26 protein-coding genes, 1 tRNA gene and 1 pseudogene are annotated in these 15,844 nt (G+C 41.0%); 4 read left to right on the top strand and 24 right to left on the bottom strand.

Features of this window, described 5'->3' with window-relative positions:
• Positions 1–13 precede the first annotated feature (13 nt).
• The 24 genes from HMPREF2686_RS00830 to HMPREF2686_RS00720 all read right to left on the bottom strand — a co-directional run bounded on the left by HMPREF2686_RS00830 (position 14) and on the right by HMPREF2686_RS00720 (position 12,877).
• Positions 14–1,321, bottom strand: a complete 1,308-nt coding sequence (locus HMPREF2686_RS00830) for a PBSX family phage terminase large subunit (protein ID WP_070448975.1) — start codon at positions 1,319–1,321, stop codon at positions 14–16.
• Positions 1,311–1,799, bottom strand: coding sequence for a terminase small subunit (locus tag HMPREF2686_RS00825; protein WP_070448875.1), 489 nt, complete (start codon positions 1,797–1,799; stop codon positions 1,311–1,313). Before HMPREF2686_RS00825 ends, HMPREF2686_RS00830 begins: the two co-directional genes overlap by 11 nt.
• A gap of 61 nt (positions 1,800–1,860) precedes the next feature.
• Positions 1,861–1,932: transfer RNA gene (locus HMPREF2686_RS00820), tRNA-Lys, on the bottom strand.
• A 98-nt stretch (positions 1,933–2,030) separates the two neighbouring features.
• Positions 2,031–2,465 (bottom strand): ArpU family phage packaging/lysis transcriptional regulator, encoded by a 435-nt coding sequence (locus tag HMPREF2686_RS00815; protein ID WP_070448872.1) that lies wholly within the window; start codon positions 2,463–2,465, stop codon positions 2,031–2,033.
• The gene (locus HMPREF2686_RS00810) at positions 2,466–2,876 is read right to left on the bottom strand and encodes a hypothetical protein (RefSeq protein ID WP_070448869.1); all 411 of its coding nucleotides are present in this window, start codon (positions 2,874–2,876) and stop codon (positions 2,466–2,468) included.
• Positions 2,877–3,118: 242 nt separating this feature from the next.
• A complete protein-coding gene (locus HMPREF2686_RS10615) occupies positions 3,119–3,250 on the bottom strand; it encodes a hypothetical protein (RefSeq protein WP_261673662.1) in 132 nt (43 codons plus the stop codon).
• Positions 3,247–3,378, bottom strand: coding sequence for a hypothetical protein (locus HMPREF2686_RS10610; RefSeq protein WP_261673661.1), 132 nt, complete (start codon positions 3,376–3,378; stop codon positions 3,247–3,249). The genes HMPREF2686_RS10615 and HMPREF2686_RS10610 overlap by 4 nt, the downstream gene beginning before the upstream one ends.
• A 2-nt stretch (positions 3,379–3,380) precedes the next feature.
• Positions 3,381–3,719 (bottom strand): hypothetical protein, encoded by a 339-nt coding sequence (locus HMPREF2686_RS00800; RefSeq protein WP_070448866.1) that lies wholly within the window; start codon positions 3,717–3,719, stop codon positions 3,381–3,383.
• Positions 3,716–4,294: a DUF1642 domain-containing protein gene (locus HMPREF2686_RS00795; RefSeq protein ID WP_261673660.1), complete on the bottom strand. Its 579-nt coding sequence runs from the start codon at positions 4,292–4,294 to the stop codon at positions 3,716–3,718. Before HMPREF2686_RS00795 ends, HMPREF2686_RS00800 begins: the two co-directional genes overlap by 4 nt.
• 47 nt (positions 4,295–4,341) lie before the next feature.
• Positions 4,342–6,060, bottom strand: a complete 1,719-nt coding sequence (locus HMPREF2686_RS00790; protein ID WP_070448865.1) for an SIALI-17 repeat-containing surface protein — start codon at positions 6,058–6,060, stop codon at positions 4,342–4,344.
• A gap of 27 nt (positions 6,061–6,087) precedes the next feature.
• A complete protein-coding gene (locus tag HMPREF2686_RS00785; RefSeq protein ID WP_070448863.1) occupies positions 6,088–6,591 on the bottom strand; it encodes a MazG-like family protein in 504 nt (167 codons plus the stop codon).
• Positions 6,592–6,776: 185 nt separating this feature from the next.
• Complete coding sequence (locus HMPREF2686_RS00775) at positions 6,777–7,286, bottom strand: RuvC family protein (RefSeq protein WP_070448861.1); 510 nt, start codon at positions 7,284–7,286, stop codon at positions 6,777–6,779.
• A gap of 3 nt (positions 7,287–7,289) precedes the next feature.
• Entirely contained in the window at positions 7,290–7,619 is a 330-nt protein-coding gene (locus HMPREF2686_RS00770; RefSeq protein WP_070448859.1) for a hypothetical protein, read from the bottom strand.
• A gap of 264 nt (positions 7,620–7,883) precedes the next feature.
• Entirely contained in the window at positions 7,884–8,333 is a 450-nt protein-coding gene (locus HMPREF2686_RS00760) for a hypothetical protein (protein ID WP_070448856.1), read from the bottom strand.
• A 20-nt stretch (positions 8,334–8,353) separates the two neighbouring features.
• Entirely contained in the window at positions 8,354–8,785 is a 432-nt protein-coding gene (ssb, locus tag HMPREF2686_RS00755; RefSeq protein ID WP_070448855.1) for a single-stranded DNA-binding protein, read from the bottom strand.
• Between the two features lie 3 nt (positions 8,786–8,788).
• Positions 8,789–9,406, bottom strand: coding sequence for an ERF family protein (locus HMPREF2686_RS00750; protein ID WP_070448854.1), 618 nt, complete (start codon positions 9,404–9,406; stop codon positions 8,789–8,791).
• A 6-nt stretch (positions 9,407–9,412) separates the two neighbouring features.
• The gene (locus tag HMPREF2686_RS00745; RefSeq protein WP_070448853.1) at positions 9,413–9,886 is read right to left on the bottom strand and encodes a siphovirus Gp157 family protein; all 474 of its coding nucleotides are present in this window, start codon (positions 9,884–9,886) and stop codon (positions 9,413–9,415) included.
• Positions 9,849–10,208, bottom strand: coding sequence for a hypothetical protein (locus tag HMPREF2686_RS00740; RefSeq protein ID WP_070448852.1), 360 nt, complete (start codon positions 10,206–10,208; stop codon positions 9,849–9,851). Before HMPREF2686_RS00740 ends, HMPREF2686_RS00745 begins: the two co-directional genes overlap by 38 nt.
• A gap of 147 nt (positions 10,209–10,355) precedes the next feature.
• Positions 10,356–10,613, bottom strand: a complete 258-nt coding sequence (locus tag HMPREF2686_RS00735; RefSeq protein WP_070448851.1) for a hypothetical protein — start codon at positions 10,611–10,613, stop codon at positions 10,356–10,358.
• Between the two features lies 1 nt (position 10,614).
• A complete protein-coding gene (locus HMPREF2686_RS10770) occupies positions 10,615–10,713 on the bottom strand; it encodes a BOW99_gp33 family protein (protein WP_398578130.1) in 99 nt (32 codons plus the stop codon).
• A gap of 112 nt (positions 10,714–10,825) precedes the next feature.
• Entirely contained in the window at positions 10,826–10,972 is a 147-nt protein-coding gene (locus HMPREF2686_RS10485; protein ID WP_186822850.1) for a hypothetical protein, read from the bottom strand.
• Complete coding sequence (locus HMPREF2686_RS00730) at positions 10,969–11,673, bottom strand: ATP-binding protein (protein WP_222560525.1); 705 nt, start codon at positions 11,671–11,673, stop codon at positions 10,969–10,971. Before HMPREF2686_RS00730 ends, HMPREF2686_RS10485 begins: the two co-directional genes overlap by 4 nt.
• A 93-nt stretch (positions 11,674–11,766) precedes the next feature.
• Positions 11,767–12,624, bottom strand: coding sequence for a DnaD domain-containing protein (locus HMPREF2686_RS00725; protein ID WP_070448848.1), 858 nt, complete (start codon positions 12,622–12,624; stop codon positions 11,767–11,769).
• Positions 12,625–12,661: 37 nt separating this feature from the next.
• On the bottom strand, positions 12,662–12,877 hold the full coding sequence (locus tag HMPREF2686_RS00720; protein WP_070448846.1) for a helix-turn-helix domain-containing protein: 216 nt from the start codon (positions 12,875–12,877) through the stop codon (positions 12,662–12,664).
• A 164-nt stretch (positions 12,878–13,041) separates the two neighbouring features.
• Between HMPREF2686_RS00720 and HMPREF2686_RS00715 the strand changes: the two genes are divergently transcribed.
• The 4 genes and pseudogenes from HMPREF2686_RS00715 (at position 13,042) to HMPREF2686_RS00700 (ending at position 15,821) form a co-directional block, all read left to right on the top strand.
• Positions 13,042–13,395, top strand: coding sequence for a helix-turn-helix domain-containing protein (locus tag HMPREF2686_RS00715; protein WP_070448845.1), 354 nt, complete (start codon positions 13,042–13,044; stop codon positions 13,393–13,395).
• Positions 13,392–13,769, top strand: a pseudogene (locus HMPREF2686_RS10605) (ImmA/IrrE family metallo-endopeptidase). Before HMPREF2686_RS00715 ends, HMPREF2686_RS10605 begins: the two are co-directional and overlap by 4 nt.
• 16 nt (positions 13,770–13,785) lie before the next feature.
• Positions 13,786–14,253, top strand: coding sequence for a hypothetical protein (locus HMPREF2686_RS00705; protein WP_070448844.1), 468 nt, complete (start codon positions 13,786–13,788; stop codon positions 14,251–14,253).
• A 122-nt stretch (positions 14,254–14,375) separates the two neighbouring features.
• The gene (locus HMPREF2686_RS00700) at positions 14,376–15,821 is read left to right on the top strand and encodes a recombinase family protein (protein ID WP_070448970.1); all 1,446 of its coding nucleotides are present in this window, start codon (positions 14,376–14,378) and stop codon (positions 15,819–15,821) included.
• The last annotated feature ends 23 nt before the right edge of the window (positions 15,822–15,844 follow it).

Below are 15,844 nucleotides of genomic sequence, written 5' to 3'. Positions count from 1 at the left end.
TTCAAACCTTTCTCTAGGCTTTTAATCTTAGTAGTTGTGCATTATCTACGACCATATATTGGAACGCGTCGCAAGTGTGATCGTCCTCTTTAATAACTTTCGGGTCGTCGTCCTTGACCGTTTTCTCGTCCCATTGATATCGTTTGTGTTCCTTGATAAAATACTTGAGGTTGTTCTCAGTTGGAAAATAATAAAAACGGCCATTCGCAAGTAGCGATTGGACGTATTCTGTCATTATTATTTTCTTTTTCTTGGCCACTGGGTGCCAGCGAATACCGAAGTCTTCTAAATATTGGTTTCTCAATGCTCCCTCCGCACTATCTATTGTCATTTCGATTACTGGCACATTCGGATATTTCTGCGTTTGTTTAACAACAAAGTCGTGAAGCTCTTTAGATAATACGCTCGGAGCTTTCTTTTTGACCTTGCCCGCTGGGCTGTAGTAGTAGTTATCCACAAGATAGAGATTGGATCTATTAGTCACAACCGCGTGTAAGCAAGTAGTCGCTGATTGCTGGTGTCCAGTATCTGCTGCAAACAACTGACCGATAACGCGTTCACCATCTGGGATCTTGTCCGCGCGTTTAAACAGGTCCATGTTGTACACATTTGTACCGATACCTACCGGCTCCCCCAGATAGATATATCTGTAGTAGTCGTAGTCATTCTCTTTAATCCGTCTGATATCTTCTAGCATTTGTTCCGTGACAAAGCCAAGCTCATCATTTAGATAAGACGACGAATGCACCAGATAGTTATCGTTGTCTGCCAGCCTATCCGTCCATTCATTTATCCAATTATAAGGATTGCGGGGCGGATTGTAAGACCAGAAAAACTTAACAAAAGCAACGTCTGGGTGCTTCTGTCGCATAAAGGTCACATTCGACTGGTCAAAGTCTTCTTCACTGCTAAACTCTGCAGCTTCCTCATACCAGACCGCTATGATGTTCCCGATGTCATTTGACTTTAGTTTTTGGAAATCGTCTTGACCGTAGAAATAGAAACATGATCCCGTGAGTGTATCCTGTATTTTAAATGGCGATACAGTAGCCTTGAACCGTCCAGACAAGCCAAACTTATTCAAAGCCCATTGTATTTTAAGGAAGACGCTATCCCGAATAGTATTCCCGACCTTACGGATAACGACCACATTCGCCTTTTTGCCAACTATCAGAAACGGGACAATCATAAAGACCAGTAGCAAGGCAATTACAGAAGACTTGAAAGAGTTACGACCGCCTTTCAGTACATTGTAAGGCTTACTGGTAGTCCAGACCTCTTTGAAATGCGGGTTAACATTGTCTTGGATCCTAACTTCCATCTTTAGACCACGCATCAATAATTGTGATTGTCGTATCAGCTACGTCCAAACCAACTTTTTCAGTCCACATACCATAACGTTTGCCAAGCAATTCAAGAGCTTTGTTCCTATCACTGTTCTTAGTTGGATATTCCACTAGTTGTGGTATCTCGTTATAGACTTTGACACTCTTTCCAGTTTTAGGGTCTGGTAAAAGTTCAGCTATTTTAGTTGTAACTACTGTAGTTTCCATCGCTTTTCCAGAAGCTATTTCCGAGAGCATGATAAGAATCTGTTTTTGGGTCAATATCTTTTCATCTTGCAACTCTTCCATACGTTTTTGGATATATTCCGAAATGTCAGCTTTTGTCAGCAAGCGCTGTCCTTGGCTTCTAGCTGTCTTCTTACTATATCCAGCCTTAATCGCTGACTGAGTAGCATTTCCAGAAATGATGTACTCATCACAAAATGTCTGCTGTTTTAATGATAGTTTAGCGATTTTTCATCACTCCTTTCGGACAAAATAAAAAAGATAGGCTTTGGGAGTTAGCCTATCTATATAGCCGGGGCAGGAATCGAACCTACATTTTGCGGGTGAAAAGTCCGCTACTCTAACCGTTGAGTTACCCAGCAACCTCATAAGGAGATACCCAAATGGCGAAGTTCCTTCCACTTCATTGGATAATACTATAATACCACTCAATACAGCGCTTTTACTCCCTACTTTCTTTCAATTGTCTCCCAGAAATCTATACTCTAGCAATTCCCCAGCTTTATAAGCCTCTGCGAACTCTAATAAAGCCCGATCCAGCAATCTATAGTATTCACTTTCCGAATATCCTAGGATTGGATAAATAGCCTTGTCTTGTCGAAATCTCACTCGGCAATATCGTTCAATCAAAATCTGCGATAGATTGAGATCAGACAGCCGGTTAATAGCCGATGCCATAAGCTCCAGCTCTTGCTGTGCGCTTACCCGTCTAATCACCATCTGCTCAGTTTGACGGCTGGGAGAGCTTGGTGCGCTCTTTGGTTCTAGCGAATAAGTGGCTGTGACTTTAGGGCTGTATTTCTCCCCAGCAATTCTTAACAGTACGCGGTAGTTCTTGAGCGTATTGTCTGCATTCTCCTTTGTCTTATTTTTTAGCACTTCACCAAAAAGCATTCAATCCCACCCTTCCATTTTTAAGATTAAATCTAACGCTTCCAATTTACGCTTTAAACGACGCTCTCGCTTGCGTTCTTCATTCCGTTTATAATTATGATTATCTCTGTAGAATCGTTCCACCAGGTCCTCGCTAGACCGTCCTGGGCCTACTTTATCAAGTGACTCTTTCATACATTCATAAAGCAGATCGGTTTCTACAAAACCTACAAACTTCGCGATAATTGCAGATGATGGCATTCTGTTCTCTTTCTTATATTTTTCATAACGCGCGCCGTCTTGGTATGCATTGTGACTTTTCGCGGTTTTGAAAAACTCATAAACAGAATCAAACTTTTCTATTGCCTTGTCAGCTTCAATGAACTGACACAATTCTTCTGGTGTCAAATCACCCTCCAACTCCGTTCTCATCTGCTACCTCCTGTAATTGCCAGGCCATACGCGAATTATAATCAGTGTTCAATTTATTAATAATCACGTCCTGCATCACGTTTTTTTCTTCGATTTTATTGAGTTCGTCCTTTTGTGTTTGGATTGTTCGCTGTAGATCGTCGTTGCTCGTCTCAAGTATTCGGACTCGTGCGTTTAGATTGACGCATACAGCAATTAGGATAAAAAGGATAAACGCAAAATTCGCACGTATCAGCTTATCATTATTCATCATTTTCCCGTCCCTTCTTCTTTCTACTCAATATGCCCACGATAATTGCACCGATAAAACCAATTAACCAGATAGCACTGATAATCAATTCCACGATGTCTGATAATGTCAAAGCAAAGATCATTTCTGTTCTCCTGTCAATCGGTTTATTTTATTTTTTATTTCAAGACTTTCTCCGTCCCCAAAACATACCAGCGTTGTTTCTTCTTCCCATTGATTTTTAGTATATGGATATCTGTTTGGTCGTGTCATGTTTACTCCTCATTCATTTCTTTAAGGGTATCCCACATACCTTTATGTAGGTTTGTGATATTCTTCATGTACTGCTTTCTTGCTGGAATACTCTTAAAATCCCACCATTCAGCACCATCATACTCATAACGCTCAATCCACCAGTCTTCACCAACTAGCACAAGGTCTTTTGGTACATGTTGAGCACCATAACCAGAATCATAATTTGTATCCCTTGCTACTGTTTCAAAGTTTTTTCTTGTGATTTCAAAATCATCACCTTGAATATACAAAATATCATCCAGTGTTTTATCATATTTTTCTAAAAATTCCACTGTTTCATCTAATAAATTTGTACTCATTCTTCCACCTCTTCCACTTCCGCGCCAGGGCAATCAAGCACCCAGCCAAAACCATCTTCTTCAAGTTCTTTGCGGGTGTGTTTTAAACGATATGGTCTTGATTCGCTAGCTATACCAAAAAACCATTTTTTTAGTTTTTTATTATAACTAAGGTATCCGTTGATATTATCCATACCTACAATTTTCACCAGATACCGCTTCTCTTTTTCAATCTCGAATCCATCCAGCCAAGCTCGGGCGAATGTTTCTTCGTTCTTTTTTATCCATATTGTTAATTCAATACCTTGGTTATTTGTTTTCAAAAAACTTGGAGTCATAGCAAGATAGAGAGAACTTGTAAGATGTTCCTTACAAACTTCAATCCAATCCGCAACAAACTGCGGGATCGTGACTTTTTCAAATTTCTTTAACATACCGCCCACAAGAAGACCGCCCTGCTCGGTTTCAAACGCTATTGTCACTTTATTATCTTTTGCGCTTTCTGTGATTGAAAGTGTAGGTTCTGTGAACAATGTATCTTTCAAATTATCAAATAATGTGTTATTAATGTGTTCAATTAATTCTCGTTTATTCATTTCATTTTCTCCTTTTTCAAAATCAAGGGGGAATAATCCCCCTCACGTTAGTTTCCCTTTTTCTTCAAAGTAAATGCCAGCGTGGCTACTGAGATACCAAGTGCAACAAGTGACAATCCAAGGTCTGATCCAGTCGCAGGCAAGACTGCTGGTGCGCTGTACGCTTCGACTTCTTCAGATTCGTTTCGCGTGGTTTTCGCGTGATTTTCCACGCGATTAGTGATTTTTACTTCTTCGGCTTTTGGCGCTGGTGTGTTTGGCTTGTCTTCTTTCGGCTGTGGTTTTGGTTCGTCGCGTTTTGGATCTGGAATATCGATCACTAGTTCTGGCTTATCCAAGACGGGAGCTGGTGGAAGTAGCGGAATATCTTCAATATTGATCTCTGGTTTATCAAGGATAGGCGCATCAAACGGTACTGTGCCACCATTCCACTCTGGCTTTTCGTATTTTGGAGCGTCCCACGGAGTAGTTCCACCTTTCCATTCTGGAATTTCCAAAACTGGTGCAGGCGGTAACAATGGGATATCTTCGATTGGCAACTCTGGAATTTCCACGATAGGAGCAGGAGGCATTAACGGAATATCGTTTAAATCGATTGATGGTTTTTCATATTTTGGCGCGTCATTTGGAATTTCCCAGACTGGTTTATTTTCTCCGGACGCGTCCCCACGGCCACCCACAAGTTGAACGTAGCTATAAGAAACGGCGCCCGAATCTTCGGCTTTAAGTTCAACTTTATTTGTTGGGTTTACGCTATCTTTAACCGCGCTTGTTAGTTTAGTCTTATAGTTTAAATAGATCATACGATCAAGACGATCCATCTTGATTGTAAATCCATGTTCAGACTTGCTAATTGATTTTACTAAATCCATAGCAGAACCCTTATCAATCCAAGGATTTACACTTTCAATTGACTTGATTTCAAAGAAGTCGTCAACCAATTTTTGATTTTCGCTCATTTCGTCGATAATCGTTACATAGTTCAACACACGTTTAGCATAGTTAATACGAGCAGTCCAGTTGATAACAGTAGGATCATCTTTGTCCTGCGATCCCCATTTTGAGATCAGTTCATCCTTACCTATCACTTGTTCTTCTCCAATTTGAGCCGTTACGACTGTGCCGTTAAAATTCGCGGTTACTGGTTTGCCACTTTGGACCTTGTCGGTCCATTTTGCGTCCATTTTTAGACTCATTTGTTTGTTTAGTGGGTGGTTTTTGAAATAGTCGTTGAAAACTGTCGTAACAGTCCCGGCTGTGCTGTCTGCGGTTGCTTGACCGACGACGGCATTTTCTGGATTGTGTACGTCAAACGTGAAGCTAGTTTGAAAAGCTACTTCCTCTGGAAGTGTAAACGTTACTTTGTCCCCTTCGTTAATCGCGAGATCGTCTGGGAAGTGTACGTTCTTATATTCCACGCTAAAGGGTTGATACTTCCCTGTACCTTTAGATTGGTCGATTTCTACTTCTGGATTCGTTACTTGAATATCGGTCCCATCTTTTGTAAATTGTGTAGCATTTCCTTGTTGGTTTGAATTGTCGCTTTCGCTTCTTGCTTCTCCATTCGAATTTTCAGCAGTTGGTTGTTCAACAGTTGACGCTGTTTCATTTTTTTCTTCTCCAAATTTTCCGCTATTTGGAGCCGTAACTCCGCTTGTTTCATTTCCCGCTGTAGTTGTTCCTTGTAATTCATCTGCATATACTCCTTGTGCCGTCGCTACTGTTGCCAATACTGCTGCTGTCGTAAAAATAATTTTCTTGTTCATTTTCATTTTCCTTTTCTTTTTTGTTTTTTATAAATCTTCTTCTTTTACAAAGCTACCCTCGACCCAGCGACCTTTCCGGTCCTTGATCTCGTTGTACGCTAGCTCAAAGCAATCTGCGAAGTCATAGCCTAACTTATGCGCGATAGCTTTTAAATAACTGATAATTCGGTACAAGTTAAATTTAGCAGTCGTTTTCACTTCGTGCTTGCGAGTAAACTGAAATTCACTCGCATTCTCGATCATCAACTCAAAGCAATCTTTAACATTGCCCTTTCCGGCTTCTACCGCTTTAATCATGATCTCAACCGGATCAAGTTCAATCATCATTGCCAGGCCTACGACAACCACGGCACAATCTCCGATGCTGTCCTTTGTGAGTTGCTCTTTTTGCTTGGCATACCCTGCACATAGCTCGCCTAATTCTTCAAAAAGTTTGAGTGTCTGTTTAAAGATGTCCCCCTTCGTGATATCCCGGTCAATAAACGACTGTCTAGTTAGCTCGGTTAGTTCCTCGATTTTATCAATATCCATCTATCATATCCCCCTCGATTTCTTTTAATTTCTTGTCTATGGCTTTAATTTCCTTGTGTAGCCATTCGCGATAGTTCGCGCTGTAGTGGTGTCCTCGCGTATTGCTGATCGTTTTAAGCTGTAGTTCCTCGCTCAAACGTTTTTCATAAATCCGCTTGGATCGTAGTAAGTTTTCCTTTTCCATCTCAAATACCTAAACGATGGTTTTCCAGGCCGTCCCTAAAGCTGTACATTTCTTCAAAATATAGCCCGATCAAGATCGCGTCTGCTTCATCGTCCTTAACATCTTTATTAAATTTATTTGCCACGATGTCGATTGCTTGCTGTTTCAAAACCTGCCGGCCTTTACCTTTAATAGCAAAGTGCTTTCTCCAGGTCCGAACATTGATAAAGTAGACGCGGTCCGCGATAAGCCGGGAAAGGATAATGCCCGTTGCTATTCCGATTTTAACCATCGTTTGCTGGTTGCCACCTCCGACGTTGTTCTGCTCGATCACGATCTCTTTAAAATGCTTGTTATACTTTAAAATCAGCCGTGACTGAATAGCTTTCAGTTTGTTCGCCATTTGTAAGGCCCGCTCTAAAAATGTGCCTTTAGGGTTGACCACTCCACTTTCTAACAGGTCCGGGCCGTCATAAACAGCCCAGCCTGTCGCGCTAGTGGAAGCGTCAAGCGATAATGTCAATTCTTTCATTCGCTACTCCAAACCACGCTTTAATAAATGATTCAAAAGAGTTTTAATTCCATCTTCTTCATCATCTACTTCTGGCACATTTAACTCAGAGCCATCTTCCTCAGTGATCTCATACTCAGCTTTAATTTTAACCAGGCGACCACCTACTGCCTTAGCTAGATTTTCCATAGTTTTGTCCGTTTCCTCGTTTCCTTTTTCAAAAATCAATGCGAAGCGGATATCATCTGTTGTTTTAGCAGTGAATGTTAATGCTCTGTCATTATTTTTATTCTCAGCCAAAAATCGGTTGTTGTTATCTTTTGCGATTGCGTAAAATTCCTTTTGTTGTTTCATGTTATTTCTCCTTTTTTAAAATAAAGTTAGTTGCTGTTTAAAATCTGCCAAAGTAAGACCGATTAATTTTAGGTCGTTACTGATCGCGGTTAGATCGTTAGTGATAATTATTTTGTTCATTTCCCTTGAATACCGCTGTGTCTGATATCCTCCCAGATCGTCCTTATCCCAGATATCTTGTAAAGATTTTATTTCCGGGTATTCTTTTGCAAAGTGTTCTTCAATCCAAGTCATAACAATGTTAATTTGATTCCTTCTGTCATTTTATCCTCCCAAATTGCTAAAAGGGACTTCCCATTGATAATCATCGTATTCCCGACAAACATCTTTGACAATTTTACCTTTGGAAATTTCAATTTCCTGTGTGAATTCCATTCCACATTCAAATGTAAAGATTTTAATATCAACATCAAACTTACTTGAAATTTCTTGATAATTTTCTGGTTCTACTGCCCATGCCTGATTAAAGTCATTTATCTCAATAACCAAATAATCATCATCAAGCCAAAAACTCAATTTATTATTTTGAATAAAGGCTCTTCTTGTACCATTGATATAAAAATAGGGTGCTGTGGTTGTTAATTCGAACAATCCAATTTCAAGATCCTCTTCAATTTCAACATTACCAGCAGCGCAAAACATATATTTCAATGCTTGTGCGATATTCTCTTTTTTTCCTCTTAATTTAAGAGATCCTTCGGCCCAATTTGGCATTATTTTTCTCCTTTGATTTTTTAGAACGGTAAATCATCATCTGAGATGTCCATAGGGTTTGCATTCATAGGCTCTGCCTGACGTCCAAAATCTGGCTGGCCGTACCCTTGCGACGGACCAGCTTCACGGTCTTTCCGACTTTCTAAAAGTTGGAAATCATTCGCTACGACCTCAGTCACATAAACACGCTGGCCTTGCTGGTTCTCGTAGCTTCGTGTTTGAATTCGTCCCGTGATCCCAATCAAAGCCCCTTTCTTGGCCCAGTTTGCAAGATTTTCTGCTTGCTGTCGCCAGATCACGCAGTTAATAAAATCTGCTTCACGCTCGCCATTTTGGCTCTTGAAATTGCGGTTAACAGCTAGGCTAAAAGTAGCTACTGCTTGATTGTTTGGGGTGTATCGTAGTTCTGGATCTTTGGTAAGCCTTCCAACTAAACATACTGAATTTAACATTGCTTATCCTTTCAATTTACCTAATAGCATTTCTGCTTGTTCTACTTGCGATTGTTTAATCTGCTTGTAGTTTGCCACATTTAAGTGTTGTAAGAACCATTTAGCGATTGAGCCATCTTCTTTCCCTTTCGCTTCTGCGATAGTAGCTATCTCCTTCAAATAGCGATTGGCTTCCTCTACTGAGATAACTGGATCATTAGCTTTCTTCGCTGGTTGCTTCTTCGCTTGCGTGGCTTTGTTGCCGTCGTCGTCCTGGTCGCTAGTGATCCCAAAGATAGCAGATAGTGCGTACCGTTTCGCATACGTGATAGCTGACCCGATTGATTGCGGGTCGTTCTTGACCGGTTTCATCTTGATCAGATCGTATTCAATCCATTCTCCAGACTCATGCATAACCAGCGTTCCTACTGTCACGTTTCCAGCTTCGTCGCTGGACGGGTACTGCGTGAATGATAACCCGTTCTTGCTTGCCGATTCCGTGATCGCTTCTACCACATTTTCAAGTGGTACATACTTACTTTTAAAAAATGGATTGTTTGCATCTTTTAAAGGCTGTTTCATTTCCTTTTGAGTTTTAGCAAAAGCCTTGCTCAACTCTGTTATTGTTTCTGATTTCTTCATTTTCCCTTACCTAATACTTAAATTCTTGTTTTCTACCAGCGTAGCCCCAGCGATTTCTTGGCCACCCGTCAAAAGTTTCTTTAAAGCCGTCTTATCGGCCTTGTATTCAACTTTCTTGTACTCGTCTGGCAACAACACCATGTCAACTTCAACGGCCTTAGATCGTCTGAATGACACCTTAAATAAGGTTGTATCTACTCGGTCGTGTCCCGTGAGTTCCATGCTTTCTTCAAGAGTGGTTTTCATGCGGTCCTTTTTGGCCTTGTCTGCATCGTTCAATTTCTTCAAACGGTCAATTTCATTTTTTCGGGCTTCGATATCTGCATCAAGGTTCTTAATGACTTTGACATAGCCCTCTACCTTGTTTTCGTAGTCTTCGTTCCAGTCGATACTTTCCAGCGTGTCCTGCTTGGTTTCATCGTCCAGGTCCATATTGTAGATGTCAAGAAATTGTCCTGTTAGTTCGTAAAGTGTCGCCATGTTTTATCTCCTTTTTGATTTTCTTGTAATGATCCCAGCTTGTAGATTTCAAGCTGTTCAGTAGTTTCTGCTCAGTCTTGATCTGCTTCTTGTACTGTAGCACCCAGGCCGTGTACTCATCGTCATTTTCTGCAAAATAGTAACCGCGAGGCAATGACCGGCTTGCCACGATAGGCACTGAATAATTAAGTCGTAGTTCTGCGATTCCCCCTCGAACCTTTCGTACTGATAAGTTCGTCATTCTGGCAATGTCGCGCGTGGTCAGTACATTAGCACGGCCTACACGGATACAGGCCAGTATTAGCTGTAAGCGTTCGTTCATAGCTTACTCTCCTTTTTTAGTTGTTTTATCTCTTTTTCCAGCCGTCGATTGGTATTAATATGTACCCTAATCATATCGGTCTGGATCTTGTTTCTTTCGTAGAAGATCGAAAGTAAAGATTTTAATTCTTTGATTTCTTTTGACTTCCTAAAGAACATCTGCCGTGCTCCAGTCATTGTCTGAGTGCGAGTGCTTCCGTGCATAAGCTAGATCTGCTTGAAATGCTTGATAGCCCTCGTTAAATTTCTCTTGTAGATCTTCCTCGTACTGTTGCATGATTGCGTCCTGCTTAGCTTGACGGGCTTTCTTGCGTTGCGCACGTTTAAAGTCCCAGACAGCCCCAGCAAACCCTGCTGTAAAAAATGTTCCTGCAATTGTCATACAGGCCAAAATATCGTTATACATTTTACTTCTCCTTATTGATTCGTCTGATAGCGTTATAATACCCGCTATCTTTTGGTATTGTGTACCCTGTTAAATCGTTTACCTGGCTACCGTCTGCCATAATATTGATTATGCGCGGTTTCCATTGCTTTTTTAATCTCGTCATGTTATAATTCCTTTAGAAAAGTTTTATTTCTGGACCGCTTGGAGTTCCCTTCTCCAAGGGTCTTTTTTTATGCCTTGCCAGCTAGTCTACAAGCGTACAGGTCCATGATCTTACCTCGCGCTCGATCCGGATCACTAGCTAGTAGCTTTGCTTTAAATTCATCTGAAAGCTCGTAGCAAGTAGCTTCGAAGCCCTCAATCATTTTGTCAATCAAAACGGCAATTTCCTCCTGTCTTCTGCGTTGTCCGGGTACTTGAAGTAAAGGTCCCGTCCGCCTTTTGTAATTCGGCTGACTAGCCCAGTTTCAAAGAGTGACTTCATCTCTGACCCTACCAGGTTCGTTGTGATGATTGTCGCTTCTCGTTCGTCTAACAGGCTGTATAGAAAGTCTTGCTTCCATTGTGCGTTATCAGATCGTCCAAGGTCGTCCAAGATCAGATAGTCAACTTTCTTTAGTAGCTCTAGCCATTCGTTGCTAGTCATTCCCTCTTTACGGTTGAAAGAATTTTGAATTTTGATAAACAAGGCTGGCAAGTTAACAAATAGTATGCTCTTTGGTAGCTTGTTTGCTTTCCAGTCAGCGTTCAACTTACTTGCTACTGCCATAGCTAGATGTGACTTACCGCGTCCAGCTTTCCCCATTATCAGAGCGTTACCTTTCCCATCGTGCAAGTAGTGCGATACCAAGCGTAGAGCGTAGTTCTTGGCTTCACGGTCGATTTGATTCGTAACCATAAAGTTTTTAAAATTCGCTTCTTTTAGTCCGCTAGGCACGATGCTGTTTTTATCCAGCACGTCGTAAGTCTTGCGCAAGATAGTAGCTGTGTGAGCTTGACCGATTTTCTGTTCTTCCTCACGCGCCATTTTTTCGCGCTGACACTCTGGGCAAAAGGTTCTGTTCCGTTCATCCTGCAAAGGTACATCATCGTTTAACGACCACTTGAAACATTGATGTATTTCACACGTTTCAGACTCATTAATGTGATAGACAAGTGGTAGATCCATAGGCTATCCCTCCTCATCTTCTTCCCAGGGTAGCAAGTCCGTGTAAGGACTGAATACTGGGTTCTTGATAGGGTAAGGGCTGGCTTCTTTTTTGGTTTGTTTAACCAGCCTCTTGCGGTCATGCTCCTCGACTTCTTCAAGTGAGGTAAAACCCTCTTTCTTCCAATTTTCTAAAATTGCTTTTAGATAGTTAAAACTGGTAGAGCCTGCATCTTCAGTCTTTTCTACTGCATATTGGATCATAGGAATTGTAAAGTGATCTAATGCGATATAGTCCATTAACATTTGAGTGTGTCGCTCGTTGATTTTGATGTTGCTGTCTTTAATAATCTTAGAGAAAGATTTTTGGCCAGCGTCGTCTTCATCATTAACTGACCTTGACTCTACTAGACTATACTCACCTATACTATCCTCTACTATCCTATCCTTACCTATACTATGCTGACACTTGCCCGTCACTTGTCCGTCATCTGTCAGACACTTGCCCGTCACTTGTCCGTCAATGTATTTTTTTTGACCTGTAACCCGTTTCCCTTCAACCACCAAGTCTGTTTTTTCTAGTAACAGTTCGCGGTATCGTGAGGGTTGTACTCGGTCTGCTCTGATTTTGTTTTGTTCTTCAAAGTCAGTAATAAAGTAAACCATGTCGTCGTTTAGTGGTAAGATGAATTTTTTTACAACCAGCAACCCCAGCGAGTCTTCCTTAGCTCCGATCATTCGGACGATTGGAAAAGCCTCAACCACTCCATCGTCGTCACTCGATAAAATCAAGTGAGTATATAGAGCTTGCGCTTCAAACGGCATCATTAAAAATTTTCGACTTTGAAAAATCTTTTTAGATAACATTCTTCTCTCTGCCATCCTTCTCCTTTCTATTCACTCTGCCAGATTGTCGCATTTATGCGACTGTCTCGCTAAAAAAAATGGCCATAGCTTCATCTTTCGAAAGATCAAGAGCTGACACGATCAAATTTACTTCTTTGATCGAAAAGTTGCCATTTCGCTTCATCTTGCGGTAAAACGTACTTTTAGTAACACCGATTTTACTTGCAAGTTCTTCTTGCGTGGTATTTCGTTCTACGATTTTACCTTTCAACTTTGATACATTAACCATGTATTCTCCTTTCATTTTGTCGCACTTCTGCGACTTGTTGAATTAAGTATAACATGACCGAAAAGTTTTGTCAACAAAAAAATCGCATTTTTGAAACTTTCTTGTTGCGTTTTTGAAACTAAAGATGTAAAATTAACGTGTAATATATAAGAGGAGAAAAAACCATGAACGTCGGAGAAAGAATTAAATTAAGAAGAAAAGAATTGAAGATCTCTGCCGATACCCTCGCTGAGCGCGTGGGAGTTTCTCGCTCAACTATATTCAGATACGAAAGAGGGGATATAGAAAAGGTCGGTCCAGAGGTACTAAAGAGGATTTCTGAAACGTTGAATATTTCACCCGCTGACCTTATGGGTTGGGAAGATGAAGCAGAGCAAAACACTGAAACAGGGTACTCTGAAACAGACCTGCGCAAACTTGCCGAAAGCGCAAAGACTTTCGACGGTAAGCCACTAACAGAAAGCGATATCGTGGCTATACAGAATATTATCGAGGGGTATCTAAAAGGCAGATTATGACGATAGAAGAAATATGCGATAGTGAGGGAGTCACCCTTGCTTACTTTGATAACGACCTATGGCCACGGCCAGGAATGATAATCTCAGATATGAGGATTATCTTCGTTAACAAATCACTAACTAGAGAGGCCTAGAAAAGGGTCATATTGCACGAATTGGGCCACTTAAACCACACCAAGGCTAATTATATTATCAACCCGATAAAGTGCGAAAATGAAGCCAACCGGGCCATGATACACGCGCTTTTAAGAGAGGAGCTGGAAAGAGTAGACAAGGAAGATTTTAACTATTTAAACTTTATGGAACGACACAAACTTAAATCAGTAACCGACGAATTAATGGTTATTGATGAATTTTATAGGCTAGTGGGATAGCCAAAAGGAGGAAAATATGAAAAAGATAACATTTGCAACAATCGCACTACTCACTTTATTTATTGCCGGGTGTAGTCAGCAAGAAGCAGATACAGACCAAAGTCAAGAACAAAGCACGGAACAAGTCTCATCATCAAGTAAAGTATCGACTTCTTCAACTTCTTCTAGTGATGTTTTACAAGGACGTTCTGCTTATGATGTTTTTGTAGAAAAGTTTAAAGCATGGGTACATGGAGTCGATCCTAAAGCGTCTGTTAATTCAACCGAGAAAGATATAGCAATCACTATTTCAGACGCCCTAACCGATGAACAGATTAAACAGGCTCAACCTATGGTTGACGGTATGCTTAAAATAAAACAGTCTGGAGAGAATGAGCTTAGACAGTATGACCCAAACTTTAAAGCTCCAAATCTTATCGTTTTAGATGTTAATGCAAAGGTTATTGCACAGGAGCAAAACGGTAAAATGGTTTTAGACAAATAAAAAAAGCCCCACGCTCTCAAACTTTGGCGAGTCTGAGCGTGAGGCAGTCAAGATAAGGAAAGGCTTCAAAATGAATATTTTGAAAGGTGTCTTTCTATACTCTATTTTAGCAGAAAGTGAGTATAAAGACAATGAATAAGGTAGCATTATATGTGCGCGTGTCAACTACTTCTCAGTTGGAAGAGGGCTACTCGATAGAAGAGCAGAAAGCAAAGTTGGAAAGCTACTGCGATATAAAAGACTGGCACGTTTACAAAGTATATACAGACGGAGGCTTCTCCGGCTCTACAACCGAGCGCCCAGCACTTGAGCAATTGATAAAAGATGCCCAGAGCAAGCTATTTGACACGGTACTAGTATATAAGCTGGACCGATTGAGCCGGAGCCAAAAGGACACGCTCTACTTGATCGAGGATATCTTTTTAAAGAATAATATTGAGTTCGTAAGCCTGCTAGAAAACTTCGACACCTCGACACCATTCGGGCGAGCCGTTATAGGTTTGTTATCCGTATTTGCTCAGCTCGAAAGAGAGCAGATAAAAGAGCGTATGCAATTAGGTAAGCTGGGACGGGCCAAGTCTGGAAAGTCCATGATGTGGGCTAAAACCTCCTACGGGTACAACTACGACAAAGAAACAGGATCAATGACTGTTAACGAGTATGAAGCGCTGGCAGTTAAAGAAATATTTACTTCTTACTTGGCCGGTATGTCTATCACTAAATTAAGAGACAAGATAAACGGGGAATACCCAAAACAACCAGCTTGGAGCTATCGCACAATCAGAGGAATACTAGCCAATCCTGTATATTGTGGCCTCAATCAATACAAAGGCCAAACATTCCAAGGCACACACAAGGCTATAATCTCGCTAGATGATTTTGAGCAAACGCAAAGAGAGCTGGCCAAACGGCAGCAGACAGCAAAGGAACTCTCAAACCCTCGACCATTCCAGGCTAAATATATGCTATCCGGACTGGCACAATGCGGGTACTGTCACGCGCCCCTTAAAGTTATTTTAGGGGCTGTAAGAAAAGACGGTACACGCTTTAAAAGGTATGAGTGCTACCAAAAACACCCGCGAAAAACAAGGGGTGTCACGGTTTACAACGACAATAAAAAGTGTGATTCCGGACACTATGACATGGAATTATTAGAGCATTATGTACTAACACGAATCGCCCAGCTCCAGAATGATCCGGACAAAATACAAGAACTATTTTCGGACGATACCAGCCCAGCGGTTGACAAGCAAGCAATCCAGAAGCAGATAGACAGCCTAACGCTCAAACTGAGCAAGCTGAATGATCTATACCTGGACGACAGGATCACGCTGGACGAATTAAGAACCAAGTCTTCAGATTTTATCAAGCAAAGAAGCGCGCTGGAAGAAGAAATAAAAAAAGCCTCGAACGATAAGCAAGCGGGCCAAAGAGAGAGAATTGAAAAGCTATTAGATGCTAGTAGTGTACTAGATATGTCCTACGATAATCAAAAAGTTATTGTCAGAGAGCTGATCGACAAGGTGCAAGTCACATCTGACAAGGTGGTTATTCGCTGGAAAATTTGATAAATTAGGTTACGCTATTTTCA

Origin of the sequence: Streptococcus sp. HMSC057G03 (genome assembly GCF_001808745.1) — a bacterium.
GTDB lineage: Bacteria > Bacillota > Bacilli > Lactobacillales > Streptococcaceae > Streptococcus > Streptococcus parasanguinis_Z.
This window is presented reverse-complemented; position numbering and strand designations above follow the sequence as displayed.